This window comes from Idiomarina sp. ST20R2A10 (assembly GCF_051842345.1).
Classification (GTDB): domain Bacteria; phylum Pseudomonadota; class Gammaproteobacteria; order Enterobacterales; family Alteromonadaceae; genus Idiomarina; species Idiomarina loihiensis.
This window is the reverse complement of sequence record NZ_JBNIEY010000005.1, coordinates 37,376-54,190: the sequence shown is the minus strand read 5'-3', so window position 1 is coordinate 54,190 and position 16,815 is coordinate 37,376. Positions and strand designations below refer to the sequence as shown.

Annotated in this window: 17 protein-coding genes; 12 read left to right on the top strand and 5 right to left on the bottom strand. The window is 48.5% G+C overall.

The features are described from left to right. Positions 1-5: 5 nt before the first annotated feature. Positions 6-581 carry a TetR/AcrR family transcriptional regulator gene (locus ACP7H9_RS08920; protein ID WP_011233663.1) on the bottom strand — a complete coding sequence of 192 codons (576 nt, stop codon included), beginning with the start codon at positions 579-581 and terminating at the stop codon, positions 6-8. 156 nt (positions 582-737) lie between these two features. Here ACP7H9_RS08920 and ACP7H9_RS08915 point away from each other — a divergent pair, with 156 nt between their 5' ends. The 11 genes from ACP7H9_RS08915 to mgtE are packed head-to-tail and all read left to right on the top strand — an operon-like array spanning position 738 to position 8,812. Further along, positions 738-1,715, top strand: coding sequence for a KpsF/GutQ family sugar-phosphate isomerase (locus ACP7H9_RS08915; RefSeq protein WP_011233662.1), 978 nt, complete (start codon positions 738-740; stop codon positions 1,713-1,715). Further along, positions 1,715-2,269: a 3-deoxy-manno-octulosonate-8-phosphatase KdsC gene (gene kdsC / locus ACP7H9_RS08910; protein WP_439222589.1), complete on the top strand. Its 555-nt coding sequence runs from the start codon at positions 1,715-1,717 to the stop codon at positions 2,267-2,269. Before ACP7H9_RS08915 ends, kdsC begins: the two co-directional genes overlap by 1 nt. Next, positions 2,266-2,829 carry an LPS export ABC transporter periplasmic protein LptC gene (gene lptC, locus ACP7H9_RS08905; protein WP_439222588.1) on the top strand — a complete coding sequence of 188 codons (564 nt, stop codon included), beginning with the start codon at positions 2,266-2,268 and terminating at the stop codon, positions 2,827-2,829. The genes kdsC and lptC overlap by 4 nt, the downstream gene beginning before the upstream one ends. Continuing rightward, a complete protein-coding gene (gene lptA, locus ACP7H9_RS08900) occupies positions 2,798-3,340 on the top strand; it encodes a lipopolysaccharide transport periplasmic protein LptA (protein ID WP_439222587.1) in 543 nt (180 codons plus the stop codon). Before lptC ends, lptA begins: the two co-directional genes overlap by 32 nt. A 1-nt stretch (position 3,341) precedes the next feature. Beyond that, a complete protein-coding gene (lptB, locus tag ACP7H9_RS08895) occupies positions 3,342-4,067 on the top strand; it encodes an LPS export ABC transporter ATP-binding protein (protein ID WP_011233658.1) in 726 nt (241 codons plus the stop codon). A 21-nt stretch (positions 4,068-4,088) separates the two neighbouring features. Then, positions 4,089-5,549, top strand: a complete 1,461-nt coding sequence (locus ACP7H9_RS08890; RefSeq protein ID WP_110013569.1) for an RNA polymerase factor sigma-54 — start codon at positions 4,089-4,091, stop codon at positions 5,547-5,549. A gap of 27 nt (positions 5,550-5,576) precedes the next feature. Next, entirely contained in the window at positions 5,577-5,864 is a 288-nt protein-coding gene (gene hpf, locus ACP7H9_RS08885; RefSeq protein ID WP_011233656.1) for a ribosome hibernation promoting factor, read from the top strand. A 3-nt stretch (positions 5,865-5,867) separates the two neighbouring features. After that, positions 5,868-6,338: a PTS IIA-like nitrogen regulatory protein PtsN gene (gene ptsN, locus ACP7H9_RS08880; protein ID WP_011233655.1), complete on the top strand. Its 471-nt coding sequence runs from the start codon at positions 5,868-5,870 to the stop codon at positions 6,336-6,338. Next, positions 6,329-7,180 (top strand): RNase adapter RapZ, encoded by an 852-nt coding sequence (rapZ, locus tag ACP7H9_RS08875; RefSeq protein ID WP_011233654.1) that lies wholly within the window; start codon positions 6,329-6,331, stop codon positions 7,178-7,180. The genes ptsN and rapZ overlap by 10 nt, the downstream gene beginning before the upstream one ends. Continuing rightward, the gene (locus tag ACP7H9_RS08870; protein ID WP_011233653.1) at positions 7,173-7,448 is read left to right on the top strand and encodes an HPr family phosphocarrier protein; all 276 of its coding nucleotides are present in this window, start codon (positions 7,173-7,175) and stop codon (positions 7,446-7,448) included. The genes rapZ and ACP7H9_RS08870 overlap by 8 nt, the downstream gene beginning before the upstream one ends. A 2-nt stretch (positions 7,449-7,450) precedes the next feature. Further along, positions 7,451-8,812, top strand: coding sequence for a magnesium transporter (gene mgtE / locus ACP7H9_RS08865; protein ID WP_011233652.1), 1,362 nt, complete (start codon positions 7,451-7,453; stop codon positions 8,810-8,812). Positions 8,813-8,824: 12 nt separating this feature from the next. Here the strand turns inward: mgtE and pmbA are convergent, their stop codons facing one another. Continuing rightward, the gene (pmbA, locus tag ACP7H9_RS08860; protein ID WP_011233651.1) at positions 8,825-10,171 is read right to left on the bottom strand and encodes a metalloprotease PmbA; all 1,347 of its coding nucleotides are present in this window, start codon (positions 10,169-10,171) and stop codon (positions 8,825-8,827) included. A gap of 54 nt (positions 10,172-10,225) precedes the next feature. Here pmbA and yjgA point away from each other — a divergent pair, with 54 nt between their 5' ends. Further along, on the top strand, positions 10,226-10,741 hold the full coding sequence (yjgA, locus tag ACP7H9_RS08855; RefSeq protein ID WP_011233650.1) for a ribosome biogenesis factor YjgA: 516 nt from the start codon (positions 10,226-10,228) through the stop codon (positions 10,739-10,741). Between the two features lie 15 nt (positions 10,742-10,756). Here yjgA and tldD read toward each other — a convergent pair whose 3' ends face one another. From tldD to ACP7H9_RS08840, 3 genes are read right to left on the bottom strand one after another with little or no spacing between them, the layout of a single operon-like run. Next, entirely contained in the window at positions 10,757-12,178 is a 1,422-nt protein-coding gene (tldD, locus tag ACP7H9_RS08850; protein WP_114982056.1) for a metalloprotease TldD, read from the bottom strand. Next, a complete protein-coding gene (locus ACP7H9_RS08845) occupies positions 12,175-12,972 on the bottom strand; it encodes a carbon-nitrogen hydrolase family protein (RefSeq protein WP_286822980.1) in 798 nt (265 codons plus the stop codon). Before ACP7H9_RS08845 ends, tldD begins: the two co-directional genes overlap by 4 nt. Beyond that, the gene (locus ACP7H9_RS08840; protein ID WP_439222586.1) at positions 12,944-16,813 is read right to left on the bottom strand and encodes a YhdP family protein; all 3,870 of its coding nucleotides are present in this window, start codon (positions 16,811-16,813) and stop codon (positions 12,944-12,946) included. The genes ACP7H9_RS08845 and ACP7H9_RS08840 overlap by 29 nt, the downstream gene beginning before the upstream one ends. Positions 16,814-16,815 lie beyond the last annotated feature (2 nt).

Sequence of the window (16,815 nt, the reverse complement as noted above, 5' to 3'; positions counted from 1 at the left end):
TTTTATCAGCGAATTGATTCTATTTCTGTCAATTCATCGACAAGCTTCAGTAAATATTGTGCAAAATCTTCACGTTCATGCACGCAAGCGTCACACAAGTTGAGTTGCTCGAACAAACGCGCACCATGAACCGCGTAAAACAGAGTTTTCCCAACTTTGCTTCCGGCGATACGTTCCAACCGCTGTAAAGTCAGTGCTATATGCTCTTTTAAAGGGCCCAACAACTCCGGGTTAGTCGCAGCGGCAGCCAGCATTCCACTGCCTAGCCGAGAACATTCAGCGTCCGTATCAAGCGCTGCTAGTAAAATACTTTTTAATTCGCCTTTTGGGTCATCGGCAAACTGGTGATGATATTGCTCACGAAGTTTTTCATAACGTTCGACACGGCGTTTTAACATAGCCTGCAGCAAACAATCTTTGCTCTTGAAATGATAAAGCAAACCACCTTTGCTGATGCCCGTTGTCTGGCTCAAGGCGTCAAATGTAAGGTGCCCTGCACCCTCGGCAGCGACCAATTGATCTGCGGCATCCAGAATGACGTCTCTGTTGCTGGGTCGCCCTGCGCCTTTTTTCTCTACCATGGTGTATTCACTTTACCTACACTTACTTTATCAACCGTCTGGTTGGTATAGTAATTATTTTTGTAATAAAATACAAGATTTACCTGTGTACGGTAGGCAGAGTTGTACCGAATGACGTATTATACAGGGCAAAAGTACAACGCCAGAGGCATGACCATGAAACAAGTCACCCAGAACTTTCGGCTACTGGGCGAACAAGTACTGGATATCGAAAAGAAGGCGATTGAAGGCCTGTATCAATATTTGGATGATAATTTCGATGCCGCCTGCCAAACTCTGTTTAATTGCAAAGGCCGCGTTATTGTCACCGGCATGGGTAAATCCGGTCATATTGGCGGGAAAATAGCTGCCACACTTGCCTCAACCGGCACACCAGCGTTTTTTGTACATCCGGGCGAAGCCAGCCACGGAGATTTAGGCATGGTTGCGGCTCAGGATGTGGTCATTGCGATATCTAACAGTGGCGAAACGGCCGAAGTGCTGAATATTATTCCGGTCATTAAACGTCTGGGCGTGCCCTTAATTTCAATGACTGGCAAACCAGGCTCCACTCTTGCCCGACTGGCTGATACTCATGTTTGTATCGCAGTTGAACAAGAGGCCTGTCCGCTCGGGTTAGCCCCCACTGCTTCTACAACAGCAACTCTTGTCATGGGCGATGCGATGGCGGTTGCTCTGCTCAATGCCCGCGGCTTCACCGCCGACGACTTTGCACTATCACACCCCGGCGGTTCGCTGGGTAAACGCCTGCTATTACGGTTACATGATGTGATGCACACTGGCGAGCGTGTCCCGGTTATTCCAGCTGACGCTATTATTAGTGATGCCTTACTGGAAATGTCGCGTAAAGGCTTGGGTATGACCGCGATAGTTGATGAAAACCAACGTCTCGCCGGCATTTTTACAGACGGTGACTTACGTCGCATTCTGGATAACCGAATCGATGTCCATAAAACTCCGATAGCTGAAGTTATGACCCGCTCCTGTATTACTGCGAACGAGGATATGCTGGCCGCTGAGGCATTAAAACTCATGCAGGACCGAAAAATAAATGGGCTGATAATTACCAACGACGATGGACAGCCTTGTGGCGCAATGAACATGCATGACTTACTGCAGGCGGGAGTGCTCTGATGGAATGTATTAATACCTGGTACGGCGACATTGAAAAAAGCCTGTTTAAACGTTTTTCCGAAATAAAGCTACTGGTTCTGGATGTCGACGGGGTGTTTTCCGACGGTCGCATATACTTAGGCAATGATGGTGAGGAACTGAAAGCGTTTCACACCTGGGATGGCTTTGGCATGAAAGCACTGAAAAAATCAGGTGTTGAAACGGCAGTCATTACCGGACGAACGTCACGCATTGTTGAACACCGTATGGAACATTTAGATGTCGGCTTTATTTATCAGGGACAGAACGATAAAACAGCCGCTTTCGATGAGCTACTAACAAAGTTAGGCCTTAGCGCAGAGCAAGTTGCTTATGTTGGCGACGATACCCCCGATTTAGCTTTAATTAAAGCTGCGGGTCTGGGTATTGCGGTCCAGGACGCTCACGCATCGGTACAACAGCAGGCCGATTATATTTCACGCTGCCATGGTGGACATGGTGCCGTGCGCGAAGTCTGTGATTTAATCATGCTCAGTCAAGGGCAACTTCACCTGGCTACAGGAGCCAGTGTGTGAGTCGACGCGTTACTGTCATTCTAATTTTATTATTCGGTGCCGGGCTATTGCTTGTCTGGCGCCCTTTTAGTGATGATGCTGATGGTAACAACGTGGCTACAACACGCACTATGCAGCCCGATTTTACCGCTTTTGGGCTGGAAACGCGTATTTTCGAAAGTGACGGTTTACTGGCTCACAAGATAAAATCTGAGAAAATGTCTCACTATAACCAAATTGGTCTGACCGAACTTAAGCGTCCGGTTTACACAGTCTTTTCTGAACAAGGCGAAGAGCTTTGGGAAGTCAGTGCCGCGCAAGGCACTTTCTACGACGATCAAACCCTGATTTTAGAGCATGATGTTGAAATACTTGCTTTAGAGCCGGATACTCACATCGAGCAAGTGTTAACCGAGTACGTGATTGTTGATTTAAAAAATGAATCAATGAGCACCGAACATCCTGTAAGTATTCACGGACCTCGACTATTAATTCGGGGGAACGGTATGACTGCGGATCTGAAAGCTGAACGAATGGAGCTAAAAAGACATGTTAAAACGATTTTCCAGCCTGCTGAGTAAACTCATCCTGATTGCCTTAATACCCTCAGCGGTTATGGCTCAGGGCAAGTCTGACTTTAGTAAACCCATGGAAGTTGAGTCGAGTAAGGAAGAGCTTGATATTAAAAATAACCGCCTGGTTTTAACGGACAACGTTATTATTCGTCAGGGCACCTTATTAATCCGCGCCGATCGACTAGAAGCATCCGCCAGCGAAAGCGCCGAGCAAGCAGATATTTTTATAGCAGAAGGCACTCCTGCTACTTACAGCCAGACGCTGGACGACGGCAATGAAATTAACGCTGAAGCAAAAAAAATCACCTATTTTCAGTCGGAACAGCGACTGGAGCTTAGTGGCGACGCTCGCATCTCTCAAGGTAGCAGTAGCTCAAGCGGCAGTTTGATTACCTATGATTTGAATAAACAAACGGTAACGGCAAGCAGTTCAGGTGAAGAAGACAGCCGTGTTATCACTATTTTTACGCCTAAACCAAAAACCGATACCGACGAAAAAAATAACGAGAACCCTTAATATGGCAACTTTACGAGTCAAACATTTAGCCAAAAGCTACAAAAGCCGACAAGTCGTTAAAGACGTTAGCCTCGAAGTTAGTCAGGGGCAGGTTATTGGTTTACTGGGCCCCAACGGTGCAGGTAAAACCACAACCTTCTATATGATAGTCGGTTTGGTTAATAGCGATAAAGGCCAAATTCTGCTGGATGACAATGACCTTACCTTGCTGCCAATGCATGAACGGGCACGCCGGGGTATTGGGTATTTGCCGCAAGAGGCTTCCATTTTTCGCAAATTGACCGTGCGCGATAACTTAATGGCTATTCTGGAAACTCGTAAAGAACTGTCAACCAACGAGCGTGAAGAACAGCTTGATGCTTTGCTCGAAGAGTTTCACATAGGCCACATAGCAAACAGTCAGGGCATGAGTCTTTCAGGTGGTGAGCGCCGTCGGGTTGAAATTGCCCGCGCCTTGGCAGCGGAACCTACGTTTATTTTGCTGGACGAGCCTTTTGCCGGAGTTGACCCTATTTCGGTTATTGATATTAAAAAGATTGTTGAACATTTAAAGCAACGTGGTATTGGTGTACTTATTACCGACCACAATGTGCGCGAGACATTGTCTGTTTGTGAACACGCTTACATTGTCAGTCATGGTGAGCTTATTGCCAGTGGGGATGCAGAAAGTATATTATCGAATCAACAGGTTAGAGACGTTTACCTCGGTGAGCAGTTCACCCTATAACGTGATACCGGGACAGTCATTATGAAGCAAAGTCTGCAGCTAAAAATTGGTCAGCACCTGACCATGACGCCACAACTCCAACAGGCCATCCGCCTGCTGCAGCTTTCCTCGCTCGATCTTCAGTCAGAAATTCAGGATGCATTAGACAGCAACCCGCTGCTGGAGGTTGAAGGTGAAACGAGTAACGACGCGGACCAACCCGAAACTCGCAATATTGAAGAAAGAGACGACAGCCAACGGGAAACATCCGACGTTATAAAAACCCAGGAAATGCCTGACGAACTGCCGGTCGACAGCAGTTGGGACGACACCTACTCCAGTCATACCCCGGCCAACGGTGCAGCCTCTTCAGGTAAATCCTTTGACGGCGATTTTGAGGTCTATCAAGGCTCTACCAGCGAGTCTTTGCAGGATCACCTGCTTTGGCAAATGCAACTTTCTCATTTTTCGGAAGAAGACACCGCCATAGCTGAAGCCATTATTGAAGCCATAGACGACAATGGCTATCTGATGGTTGATGTTAATGAAATTATTGAAGCTGTGCGCCTGCCCGAAGTGGAAGCAGAAGAAGTCTGCATGGTGCTTAAGCGTATTCAGCATTTCGACCCAATAGGTGTCGGCGCACGCAGCGTCAGTGAGTGCCTTGCCATTCAATTACGCCAACTGAGCGACGACACTGAATACAAGCAGGTTGCTCTATGCTTAGTGACTGAACATATGGACTTACTTGGCAGTCGCGATTTTCGCACCATTCAGCGTAAACTGAAGCTATCGGAAGACGATTTACGCCAAACTATGCGATTAATTCAACAGTTGCACCCGCACCCGGGGGAGCAAGTTGCGCAGCAACCCGTTGAATATGTTATTCCCGATGTGGCCGTTACTAAAAAAAATGGTCGTTGGATGGTCGAATTAAACCCGGATAGCGTACCTAAACTAAAAGTGAACGAAGAATACGCGGCCTTGAGTAAAGCAACAAAGTCAGTAGCCGACAGCCAGTACATAAAAAACCATACGCAAGAAGCGCGCTGGTTCATAAAAAGCCTGGAGAGCAGAAACGATACGCTGCTGAAAGTGGCCAATTGCATAGTACAACGCCAACAGGGCTTTTTTGAGCATGGTGAAGAAGCTATGAAGCCAATGGTTCTGAACGATGTTGCAGAAGCCGTGGATATGCATGAAAGTACGATTTCACGCGTAACGACACAAAAATACTTACACTGCCCAAGTGGCGTATTTGAGTTGAAATATTTTTTCTCAAGTCATGTCAGTACAGAGGGCGGTGGCGAGTGTTCAAGCACGGCAATACGTGCTTTAATTAAGAAGATGGTCGCTGCTGAAAATCGCAGTAAACCGTTAAGTGACAGTAAGATTGCTGAACTGATAGCCGAACAAGGTATCCAAGTAGCAAGAAGGACAATTGCGAAGTATCGGGAATCGTTAAACATTCCATCATCGAGCCAACGCAAAAGTCTTTTGTAACTTTGTTAACTGCAGAAGGAAGACGTTATGCAAATTAATTTGACCGGTCATCACATCGATATTACCGAAGCTCTGCGTGACTACGTGGACACAAAATTTGCCAAGCTGGAAAGACATTTTGACCATATAACTAATGTTCACGTCATCCTAAATGTTGAAAAAACGATTCAAAAAGCGGAAGCTACGCTGCACGTGAATGGCGGTGAGCTTTTCGCCGACGCAAAACACGAAGATATGTACGCGGCCATCGACGGTTTAATTAATAAACTGGACCGTCAGGTGATTAAACACAAAGAGAAAATGAAACAACATTAATCCATGCAACTGAGTGAATTGTTAAGCCCCGACTGCACCAAGTGTGCAGTCGAGGGCGCAAGTAAAAAACGACTACTTGAAACCATTAGTCAAATCGTAGCCCCTAAGCTGTCTGGCATTACCCGTCATGACATTTTTGAGAGCCTGTTAAACCGTGAGCGTTTAGGCAGTACGGGAATTGGCTTAGGTATCGCAATTCCTCATGGCCGTTTACCTAATGCGAATCACCCAGTAGCGGTATTACTGACCTTAGACGAACCTATCGAATTCGATTCTATTGACAACCAACCTGTCGATATTATCTTCGCGCTTCTGGTGCCGGAGTCAGAGCACGAGAACCATCTACAAACATTGGCCACAGTGGCCAGAAGAATGAACGACAAAGACTGTACTCGCGCACTGCGCCACGCAGATTCTGATAAAGCGTTATATCAATTATTTGTGGGCGAAGGTGAACAGTCGCCATGCAACTGATCATTGTTAGTGGTCGCTCCGGCTCAGGTAAGACAATTGCCTTGCGCGTACTGGAGGACTTAGGCTTTTATTGTGTTGATAATTTACCCATAAGCCTGCTGCCAACTCTGGTGCATGCAGTCATAGAGCAGTATCAAAAAATAGCCATTAGCATTGATGTTCGCAACTTACCGGAGCACTCCGAAGAGCTACTGGACTCTCTGAGCTTTTTGCCAAAAGGCGTTGAACCGGAAATTCTGTTTATTGACTCTGACGACAACACCTTACTAAAGCGTTTTGGCGAGACTCGTCGCCTGCATCCGTTATCGCAAAAAGAACTGCCTCTGCTAGAAGCGCTTCAGGCCGAACATAAAATGCTTGAACCCATTATGGAACGCGCAACCTGGCGCCTGGACAGCAGTGATTTATCGCTGCACCAATTAAGCGAACAGGTCACTGAGCGGGTGCTGGGACGAGCGGATAAAAAGCTGATTATTGTGTTTCAGTCTTTTGGCTTTAAATATGGTTTACCCAAAGACGCTGACTTTGTCTTTGATGCGCGCATTTTACCTAATCCGCACTGGCAACCCGAGCTTAAGCTGCTTACCGGTCTGGATACCGACGTGCAGATTTTCTTTCGTCAGGAACCTTTGGTGACTAAATTTATTTATCAGCTAGAAAACTTTCTTGATACCTGGTTGCCACACTTCCAGCGCAGCAATCGAAGCTACCTGACCATAGCTACCGGTTGTACCGGTGGTCAGCACCGCTCGGTTTATATTTCTCAGCAGTTAGCCGAGCGTTTTGAACAGAAAGCTGTAAAAGTTCAGGTAAGACACCGGGAACTGAAAACCCATGGATAAAGTTTGCAGAAAGCTAATTATTCGCAATAAACTAGGCTTGCACGCACGTGCGGCAACAAAGTTAGCGCAATTAACGCAGGAATTTGAGTCAGACATTACTGTCACTCAGGGTGAGCAATGCGTTAACGCTGCCAGCGTTATGTGCCTGATGCTACTGGCCAGTCAACAGGGAAAAACTGTTGAAGTCTGTGCCGAAGGAAAAGACGCACAAGCAGCACTGGATGCCGTTAGTGCTTTGTTTGAAGATCGCTTCGAGGAAGACGAGTAAGCATGATTGCAGAGCTTTCCGACAAAGAATATGCCATGCAGCGCATTCAGGAGGTTAACTCCGCGCTATCCGATGGCATGTTCGTTGCTGCACGCCGTATGCTGCATAATATGCCGGCATGCGACGTGGCGTTGCTGTTGGAATCCTCACCCCCCAAAAGCCGTTCCATTGTTTGGAAACTGGTTGACGTAGATGAACACGGCGAGATTCTTGAAGAACTGAACGAAGAGGTTCAGAAAGACATTATTCGTCAAATGGCGCCGGAGAATCTTGCGGCGGCCACCGAAGGCATGGACACCGATGACCTTGCCTACGTTTTGCGGGGCTTACCTGAGCCAGTCTATCAGCAAGTTCTGAAGTCCATGGACGAAAGCGACCGGGAACGTGCGGAAACCGCGCTCTCATATGCCGAAGACAGCGCCGGTGGTATCATGAACACCGATACCATCACCTTGCGCTCGGACGTCACTATTGATGTTGTGTTGCGTTATTTGCGGCTTAAAGGTGAACTCCCTGAAGCCACCGATAAACTCTACGTCGTGGATCGCCATGAAAAACTCATTGGCGAAATTACTTTAACCCAGTTGTTAACTATTGATCCCAGCCGTCGCATTGACGAAATTATGTCGGCCGACATTACCACCATCCCCGTGACTATGGATGAAACGGAAGTCGCAAAACTGTTCGAGCGTCATGACTGGGTATCTGCGCCGGTCGTCGACAATGAGCAGCAGCTGGTAGGTCGTATTACCATCGATGACGTGGTCGATATTATCCGCGAAGAAGCCCAACACTCCATGTTGAGTATGGCGGGTCTGGAAGATGACGAAGATACCTTCGCTCCGGTATTAAAAAGTACCCGCCGCCGTACCGTATGGTTGGCGGTAAACCTGGTTACTGCCTTACTGGCCGCCATGGTCAGCTCATTATTTGAAGACATACTGGCACAAATGGCTGTACTGGCTATTTTAAACACCATTGTACCCAGTATGGGCGGCATAGCCGGTAGCCAGACATTAACTCTGGTCATACGAGGTATGGCTCTGGGACACATAGGCACCAGTAACTCCCGATGGCTTATCGGTAAAGAGCTGGCTATTGGTTTCTTAAACGGCATTATCTGGTCGGTACTGATTGCGGCAGTCGTCGCACTGTGGAAGCAAGACTGGCTGGTTGGCGGTATTATTGCCTTTGCCATGATGATGAACCTAGTCGCAGCCGCTTTAGCCGGTGCGACCATTCCGCTGGTTCTTAAGCGCTTTAATATTGACCCCGCGCTGGCTGGCGGGGTCATTCTGACGACTGTCACTGACGTGGTCGGTATCTTTGCCTTCCTTGGCTCAGCAACCTTGTTACTGTCTTAGAGACCTGGCTTTTTAATTGCCGGCAATACTCATTTGCTCTAATAACACTGAGCCGGTATGCAGCGCATGGCGTTCGTCGGTGTCATTCCCTATGGCAACAATGTTCGCCAGCATGTCTTTTAAGTTACCGGCAATGGTCACTTCTTCTACCGGATACTGAATTTCACCGTTCTCAACCCAGAAGCCGGCAGCGCCACGTGAGTAATCACCGTTGACCATATTTACGCCCTGCCCCATCAATTCGGTTACCAGCAAGCCCGTACCCATTTTTTTGCATAACTGCGCTAACGAGTTGTCCTGCTGTGTCACTCGCCAGTTGTGGATACCACCTGCGTGACCCGTAGGCTGCATATCCAGTTTGCGTGCAGCATAGCTGGTTAACAGATAGGTTTGCAGCACCCCGTCGGTAATAATTTCCCTATCCTTTGTCGCCAAACCTTCTGCATCGAACGGCGAGCTCGCCAGGCCACCGATAATATGTGGTTTTTCCTGAATGCTCAGCCATTCTGGCAGCACCGGCTTGCCTAAATGGTCGAGCAGAAAACTGGATTTGCGGTACAAATTGCCACCGCTTATAGCACTGACCATATGACCAAACAAACTCCCTGCCACATCAGCCCGGAAAATAACCGGTACTTTAGCTGTTGGTACTTTGCGTGCACCCAAGCGCGACAAGGTTTCTGCGGCGGCCTCTTCGGCAACACTCTCGGCAGATTTTAATTCGTGCATTTTGCGGGCAACAGAATAACTCATGTCGCGCTGCATTTTGTCGCCCTCTTTGGCTATCAGAACGCAACTAAGGTTATGTCGCGACTGTAAGTAACCGCCAATAAAACCGTGACTATTCCCATAAACACGAAAACCCGTGTGGCTGCCGTAATGCGCGCCGTCTGAGTTAACAATGCGCTCATCCAGGTTCAGGGCGTGTTTCTCACAAGCCAGTGCCTGCTTTATGGCATACTCTGCGCTCTGGTCACCGGGATGACACAAGTCTAAATCCGGTACATCGGTCGCCATTAATTCGGCCGGAGCCAAACCATTGTATGGATCCGGAGAGGTAAAACGGGCAATATCACAAGCCTTGTCGACGGCAGCGCTAATGGCCTGTTCCGACAGGTCTGTAGTCGATGCCGAACCTTTCTGGTTGCCTCTATACACGCTAATGCCCAGCGCCCCATCCTGATTAAACTCGACGGTTTCGACTTCGCCCAGGCGGGTCCCGACCGAAATACCGGAGCTGTGACTGATTGAGCATTCAGCAGAACTGACGCCTTTTGCTTCAGCCAGTCGCAGTGCTTCTTTAACAGCACTTTCTACCTGCTTCATTTGAACCTGTAAGTCACTCAGTTGTACTATCAAAAAACTCTCCTCACTGCTAAACTGACGGCTTTGTAGCGCTAATGAATCGAACTTATGCCGAAACGCCCAGCCGAAAATCCTGAACAATCTGACGACTTCGTCAGCAAGTCCCAAAAAAAACGCGAAATGGCTGAACGCCAGGAGCTAGGGACTCAACTTGTCAATTTAACTGACAGCCAGTTAGCAAAAATGCCACTGGATGATGAGCTGCGCGATGCCGTTTTACTTGCCCGTAAAATTCGTAACAAGCACGAAGGCTACCGACGCCAGCTTCAATTTATTGGCAAGCTCATGCGCTTACGTGATATCGCGCCTATTGAGCAAGCCTTAAATAACTTAAAAAATGCGCATCAGCAGCAAACATCCATTTTTCACGAGATTGAAACAACTCGCGATAAACTGCTGCATGAAGGCGACGATGCTCTACAAGAATTCATTGAAGAGCACCCTCATGCTGACCGCCAAAAATTGCGTCAGCTTATTCGTCTTGCCGAAAAACAGCGGGCTGAACAAAAACCGCCTGTCGCTGCCCGTCAGCTGTTTGTTTATTTACGTGAACTGCTCGGTTAATACCGGGCAACTCACTTATTCGGTACCGCCAACCGTCATTGAATCCAGTTTCAGCGTCGGTTGCCCAACACCTACGGGTAGACTCTGCCCGTCTTTGCCGCAAACACCAACACCTTCGTCCAGCGACAGGTCGTTACCCACCATAGACACCTGAGCCATAGCTTCTGGTCCGTTACCAATAAGTGTTGCACCCTTTATCGGTGTGGTAATTTTACCGTCTTCAATTAAATAAGCTTCAGATGCTGAGAACACAAACTGTCCGGAAGTAATATCGACCTGACCACCGGCAAATTGCGGTGCGTAAATACCCTTTTTCACGCTGCCAATGATGTCTTCCGGACTACTTTCTCCGGCGAGCATATACGTATTGGTCATTCGCGGCATAGGTAAGTGAGCGAAACTTTCACGGCGACCGTTTCCGGTGGTTGCCTGACCCATTAGACGCGCATTCATTTTGTCCTGCATGTAACCACGCAATACGCCATTTTCTATCAATACGTTATAGCCACTGGGTGTGCCTTCGTCATCAATACTCATTGAGCCACGGCGATCATTCAGAGTTCCGTCATCGACGATAGTACAAAGCGGTGAAGCCACCTGTTGGCCAATTTTGCCGGAATAGGCAGACGAGCCTTTACGGTTAAAGTCGCCCTCCAGCCCATGTCCAACCGCCTCATGCAGCAGCACCCCCGGCCAACCAGAGCCCAGTACCACCGGCATATTGCCTGCAGGTGCAGGTTTCGCTTCCAAGTTCACGAGTCCTTGACGTACGGCTTCTTCCGCAAAACGCTGCCAGCGGGCATTGCCGGACGCTTCATCAAGGAAAAACTCATATCCTACACGCGCTCCACCACCGGCACTGCCGCGCTCGCGGCGACCGTTTTGCTCGGTAATAACAGAACAGTTCAGACGAATTAGAGGTCGCTTATCAGTAGCCAACGTGCCGTCTGTCGCAGCAACTAAAACTTCGTCGTAACTGCCGCTCAAACTAACCACCACCTGGCTTACACGTGAGTCCTGTGCCCGCGCGTGCGCATCAACTTTTTTCAGCAATTCAATTTTTTCGTCTTCAGACAAAGTATCCAGCGGATTCAGCGCTTCATAGCGCGACTTAGCCTGCACCGACTTCAGGGCTTCAACCTTTTTGCTTTGCCCCTGACGCGCTATGCCGCGGGCCGCTTCGCTAGTGCGCTGTAACGCTTTTAATGTAATCTCATCGGCATAAGCAAAGCCAGTTTTCTCGCCCTGTACAGCGCGCACACCCATACCCGTTTCAATATGAAACGCGCCGTCTTTAATAATGCCATCTTCCAGCACCCACGACTCGTTGACACTGTGTTGTAAATAGATATCGGCAAAGTCAATATCACCGCTGTATAGCGTGGATAAGGCCTTGCTTATGTCGTCTTGTGACAATTCGTAGTCAGTTAGTGTCATGTCTTTTGTACAACCTCAAATTGATTTTGTTGCGCCACCGGCATTTGTTTTCGTATGGATTCAATATCCGCTACGTCAACGCTGACAGAAACAACACCTTCATCCAGTTCCTGTTCTGCCAGTATTTCACCCCAGGGGCTGACAATAATTGAATGGCCAAACGTTTCACGACCATTTGCGTGCTCCCCCACCTGACCCGGTGCCACGATAAAAACCTGTTGCTCAATGGCGCGGGCGCGAACCAGCGCATGCCAGTGAGCTTTTCCGGTAACCTGAGTAAAAGCAGAGGGTAAAACAATGATTTGGGAGCCAGCCTGACGCAATGCTCTGAATAACTCTGGAAAGCGCAGATCATAACATACTGCCATGCCAACCACACCAAAGTCCGTTTCTGTGGTTACCACCTTACTGCCCGGCTGAGTCCACTTTGACTCGCGGTATTCCTTAGTATTATCAGCCACATCAACATCAAACAAATGAATTTTGTCGTAGCGATTGAGAATAGCGCCATCGGGGCCAAAAAGAATAGATGCCGCGGAGAATCGCTCACCGGCATCTACCGGCAGTGTACCGCCGACCAGATAAACCTCGTGCTTTTTCGCTAAGGCAGCCAGCTGTTTCTGCACCTCACCATCCTTGTAAGGTTCAGCCATCGCTAACTGCGCACGGTCACCGGCACCGAAGCAACTAAAGGCTTCAGGCAGCACCACCAGTTGCGGACGTGCGGCAGGAAGTTGTTCCAGCAGTTTAGCAACAATGGCTAAATTATCTTGCGGATCCGGGCGACTGCTCATTTGCAGCGCCGTCAGTTGCACTTGTGTCATCGTCTGCCTCTGAATCGGTTGAGTTCTCTTCCAATTCTGGCAAATCAACCGGGCGGCTGTCACGTTCTATTTCTTCAACCACCGGTTCATCAATAGTACCGGTGACCTGATAACGCAGACGCGAAATCACTTTCGCATCGTGCAGTACTTTGTCGATGAACAACGCAGCCAGGCCGCTGGGCGGGTTTACCATCCAGGCAAGAATAATCGGTAGGCTGGAAGTGACCTTCGGCGCATAGGTCAGGTTATAATTTAGCTCACCAGTTTTCATATTGGTCCAGCCACGAATATCCATATCTCCTGCGGATCCCAGTAATCTTGCATCTTCGGTGGTCGCAACACCGTTTTCGATCTGAACACTGCCAGTTAGGTCAGTAAAAAACATTCCCTGCGAAAAAATATCACGAAAATCTAAAGTCAGCTTTCGGAGAATACTGTCCAGGCTCAATAACGAAAAAATACGCGCGCCGCCGTCACTCACTTCGGCCAGATAGCCTTTTTCTAAATCCCAGACCACTTCCCCGCTCAGCGAACTCCAGTCTGGTTGATACAAGTGGTCACGCCAGTTTAAGTTAAAGTCAATAACGGCAGCACTGTCTCTTACTGCCGTTTCCAGACCATAGTCACGTAATAAATCACCAAGGTCTCCAGCCTCCAAACGTCCCGAAAGCGCACTTAAAGCCTGCTCGTCTGTGTAGCGCCAATAACCTGTTACAGCCAACTCATCACTACCCTTTTTAAGAGCCATTTTTTCTATACTGAAGCCGTCTTCAAGCGGAGCAAGCACTAACTCAACTTCGCCTAACTCATGCTCGTCAATGCGACAACTGCGACAGAAAAAGTTAAGTTTCGGTACTTTTTTAAGCCAGCTCCAGTCGGTCTTCTCGGTGTTTTCCGGCAGCTCGACGTCGCTGCTTAACGCCAGGTAATCGGCTCTGACCGTTATTCCCTGCTGTACAAAGCTTTCCGGAATGGTCGCGCTTAGCACGGCGTTCTCAGCATCTACCCGCGCTTGCCAGCCTAAATCATCCGGCCATACCTGGATATCCGCCTGAGCAAATTTCTGCTGTCCCCACTGTAACTGAGGCGTCTCAATACGAATGGAATCGGGCAACCACCCATCCCCACTACCACTTTCAGTATCAACGTTTGAATCCCCGGCCAACGCATAAAGTACTGAGTACCACTGTCCGATATCTGCATGCGGAAGCTGCGCGTTTATAGCAAAGCCGTTAACCAGTTCATTCGCAGAGTTCACTTCACCAATATCCAGTCTGGCCATTTGCCAGCCTCCACTGCCCGGCTGCCAGCGACTATCCCAGTTAAGGCGCTGGTCAATACTTGCTCGTAAACGCAGTTCTTCTCCAGTCCCATTGAGCTGAACCGACAGTTGCCAGTTATCTCCAAAATCTTTTTGCAACGGCGCTGGAAGCGATGTCTCAAGACCGGTCAAATCAAACTGAGACTCCAACGCAACGCCGACATCGTCTGCGTTAAAAGTTAACTGGAGATTAGCTTCACCATTTACCGCTCCGTAGAAAAACGGTTTCCACTGTGGATAAGGCAATTGCTTAAATAAGGGTTCGCTTTGCCAGTCCAGAGTTGTATTCACATTCAGTAAGTAATCCGCCCCGTTTAGCTCTCCCGATACTTTCGTTGGTATAGGCATACCGTACCAGTTAAGGCGCAACCCTTCGGTACTAACCTTGCTGTTGTCAATCTTCAGAATACCTTCAGAAACCGTAAAATCTTGTTGTATGGCGTCAATATTAAAAGACAACCCGGCCAACGGAGCATCAACAGCGACATCGACATCTCGCGAGCTATTTAAGGGGATATCCAACTGAAAAGAACCAGAAACCTCTCCGCTCGGGTCAATTTGAATGAGCGTTTCGGTTACGCTGTCCAGCGGCGACTGCTCAAAAACAGGTAACAACGATTCACCCTTTCCACTAACACTAGCCTGAACCTGCAAGCCCTGCGAAGCATCTGCTAAGTCCTTAATTTGCGCGTCAACCCGGGTTACCTGTACATCTTCTATATGCCCTGCATCGGTAGACATGAACAAGCTTCTGTTATAAAAGTCGAGCTTTACCGGAGCATCGGCTAGCGGAAGCCAGTCTGGCTGAAACCGGTAGGTTAAATCATCGAACTCCACCCGCGCATTGAAGACACCTTGATTGGTCGCCGCCGGAAACTGAGTGACAGGGCCTCGCCAAAGTAATTCCATGCCACGAGCCCGACCGGATACTAAGGCTGCGGAAAGATAGTCTTTGACTCCCTGACCCATAATTGATGGCAGCAACTTGCGGGCCGTGTCGACAGAAAAGCCCTGTGCGGTAGAAAGCAATAAGTCAATTTGTGGTGTTGTTTCACTGTCGCCGGACAAACCGCCACTGCCGGTAAGCTGAAAGTCGTCTCGCCGAAGTTGGAGCTGCTCTAAATTTACCCGCCAGTTATCAGCTTGTAACAACCAGGAGCCGGACAAATTAAAAGTATCAATATCCCACGCTTGCTTACCGGAAAGACTGTTTCCCGTAAGGCTAACGTTGTCACCTTCTACTTGCCACAAACCGTGATTCGACAAGCTGCTTATACTGACATCAAGGCCATTAAAACCAGGCCAGCGCTCATTTCCGTCGGCCGACAGGTTGTGGCTTTTTACAGACCATTGCTGGCCGGAGACAGGATGCAGGCGATAGCGCACGCTGGCCTTACCCTTTAACCCCAGGCTCATGACCGATTCCGCTGATATATTAAAAGGCAGCAGAGGTAGTAACCCGGTAACCTCATCAATCGCGATATTATCCACACTGATATCGTGGATCTCATCCAGTTGCTGCCAGGCTATACGCGGTAATTCAAGATGACCTACCGAGGTATTTACTGTCATTGGCATACTGTTGAGTAGCCAGCCATTTTCTTCCGGCCGCAGCACAATTTCTCCCTCGGGTAACTGCAACCAGTTAAGTTCTTCGGAATTATTGTCTAACCAGGTAATACGGTTGTCTCTTAACTTAACTAATCCTTCAAATAATTGACCATTACGAACATCGAGCCAACCCGTAAAGTTTACGTTTGAAGCTTGTACGTCAATGTCGCCCAGTTGCTCTTCAAGCCAGGGACTGATATCAACGTTCTGTGAATTAACATAGAACTGACCATTAAACTCCGACCAGCGATCACCGCGCAAATCAATAATGAAATCCAGGCTATTAGTCGCAAAGTCTTCCATCCGGAATTGGCCAATCCCCTGGTGCTTTTTGCCTTCATTGGTCCAGGACAGTCGGTCAATATCAATTTCTCGCGTTACGCCCCGCAAGTTTGTCAGTAGCAACTCACCATTATTCAGTGAAAACTTCTCTAATTGCTGCAGGAATAAGCGGTTAACGTAGTCTAAATCTAATTTCTCAGCTTCGTTAGCTGCCGAGAATTTGCGTATATCTACCGCTATGCGGGCGTCATTAAGAATAAACTGCTGCGCAATGAGCTGTTGATCCAGTAAAGTTTTCCAGAAATCGAGTACCACATGAACCTTACCAACACGAACTTGCACAGGCGACTGCTCGCGTTCCAGCAAAACTAAATTATCCAGCACAATGGAAGGGCCTTCCCGGGTCCAGGCCATAGATAAGTCACTAATGCTCACGGGTTGTTGGAAACGAGCTTCCAGCTGCCGTTCAAGTGGTTCGGTCAAATCGGGCAGGTATGGCAGGCTGTAACGCAATAAACTCAGGCCGACAGCAACCAGCACCAGCACAATAGCCAGCGTTAGCCAGAGTTTGTTCAAAATCCACGACAGTGTCCGCATGC

What these genes read in the sequence shown, in the direction of transcription:
- ACP7H9_RS08920 (WP_011233663.1), bottom strand. Translation starts at nt 581, where the DNA reads ATGGTAGAGAAAAAAGGCGCAGGGCGACCCAGCAACAGAGACGTCATT.
- ACP7H9_RS08915 (WP_011233662.1), top strand. Translation starts at nt 738, where the DNA reads ATGAAACAAGTCACCCAGAACTTTCGGCTACTGGGCGAACAAGTACTG.
- kdsC (WP_439222589.1), top strand. Translation starts at nt 1,715, where the DNA reads ATGGAATGTATTAATACCTGGTACGGCGACATTGAAAAAAGCCTGTTT.
- lptA (WP_439222587.1), top strand. Translation starts at nt 2,798, where the DNA reads ATGTTAAAACGATTTTCCAGCCTGCTGAGTAAACTCATCCTGATTGCC.
- lptB (WP_011233658.1), top strand. Translation starts at nt 3,342, where the DNA reads ATGGCAACTTTACGAGTCAAACATTTAGCCAAAAGCTACAAAAGCCGA.
- ACP7H9_RS08890 (WP_110013569.1), top strand. Translation starts at nt 4,089, where the DNA reads ATGAAGCAAAGTCTGCAGCTAAAAATTGGTCAGCACCTGACCATGACG.
- hpf (WP_011233656.1), top strand. Translation starts at nt 5,577, where the DNA reads ATGCAAATTAATTTGACCGGTCATCACATCGATATTACCGAAGCTCTG.
- ptsN (WP_011233655.1), top strand. Translation starts at nt 5,868, where the DNA reads ATGCAACTGAGTGAATTGTTAAGCCCCGACTGCACCAAGTGTGCAGTC.
- rapZ (WP_011233654.1), top strand. Translation starts at nt 6,329, where the DNA reads ATGCAACTGATCATTGTTAGTGGTCGCTCCGGCTCAGGTAAGACAATT.
- ACP7H9_RS08870 (WP_011233653.1), top strand. Translation starts at nt 7,173, where the DNA reads ATGGATAAAGTTTGCAGAAAGCTAATTATTCGCAATAAACTAGGCTTG.
- mgtE (WP_011233652.1), top strand. Translation starts at nt 7,451, where the DNA reads ATGATTGCAGAGCTTTCCGACAAAGAATATGCCATGCAGCGCATTCAG.
- yjgA (WP_011233650.1), top strand. Translation starts at nt 10,226, where the DNA reads ATGCCGAAACGCCCAGCCGAAAATCCTGAACAATCTGACGACTTCGTC.
- tldD (WP_114982056.1), bottom strand. Translation starts at nt 12,178, where the DNA reads ATGACACTAACTGACTACGAATTGTCACAAGACGACATAAGCAAGGCC.
- ACP7H9_RS08845 (WP_286822980.1), bottom strand. Translation starts at nt 12,972, where the DNA reads ATGAGCAGTCGCCCGGATCCGCAAGATAATTTAGCCATTGTTGCTAAA.
- ACP7H9_RS08840 (WP_439222586.1), bottom strand. Translation starts at nt 16,813, where the DNA reads ATGCGGACACTGTCGTGGATTTTGAACAAACTCTGGCTAACGCTGGCT.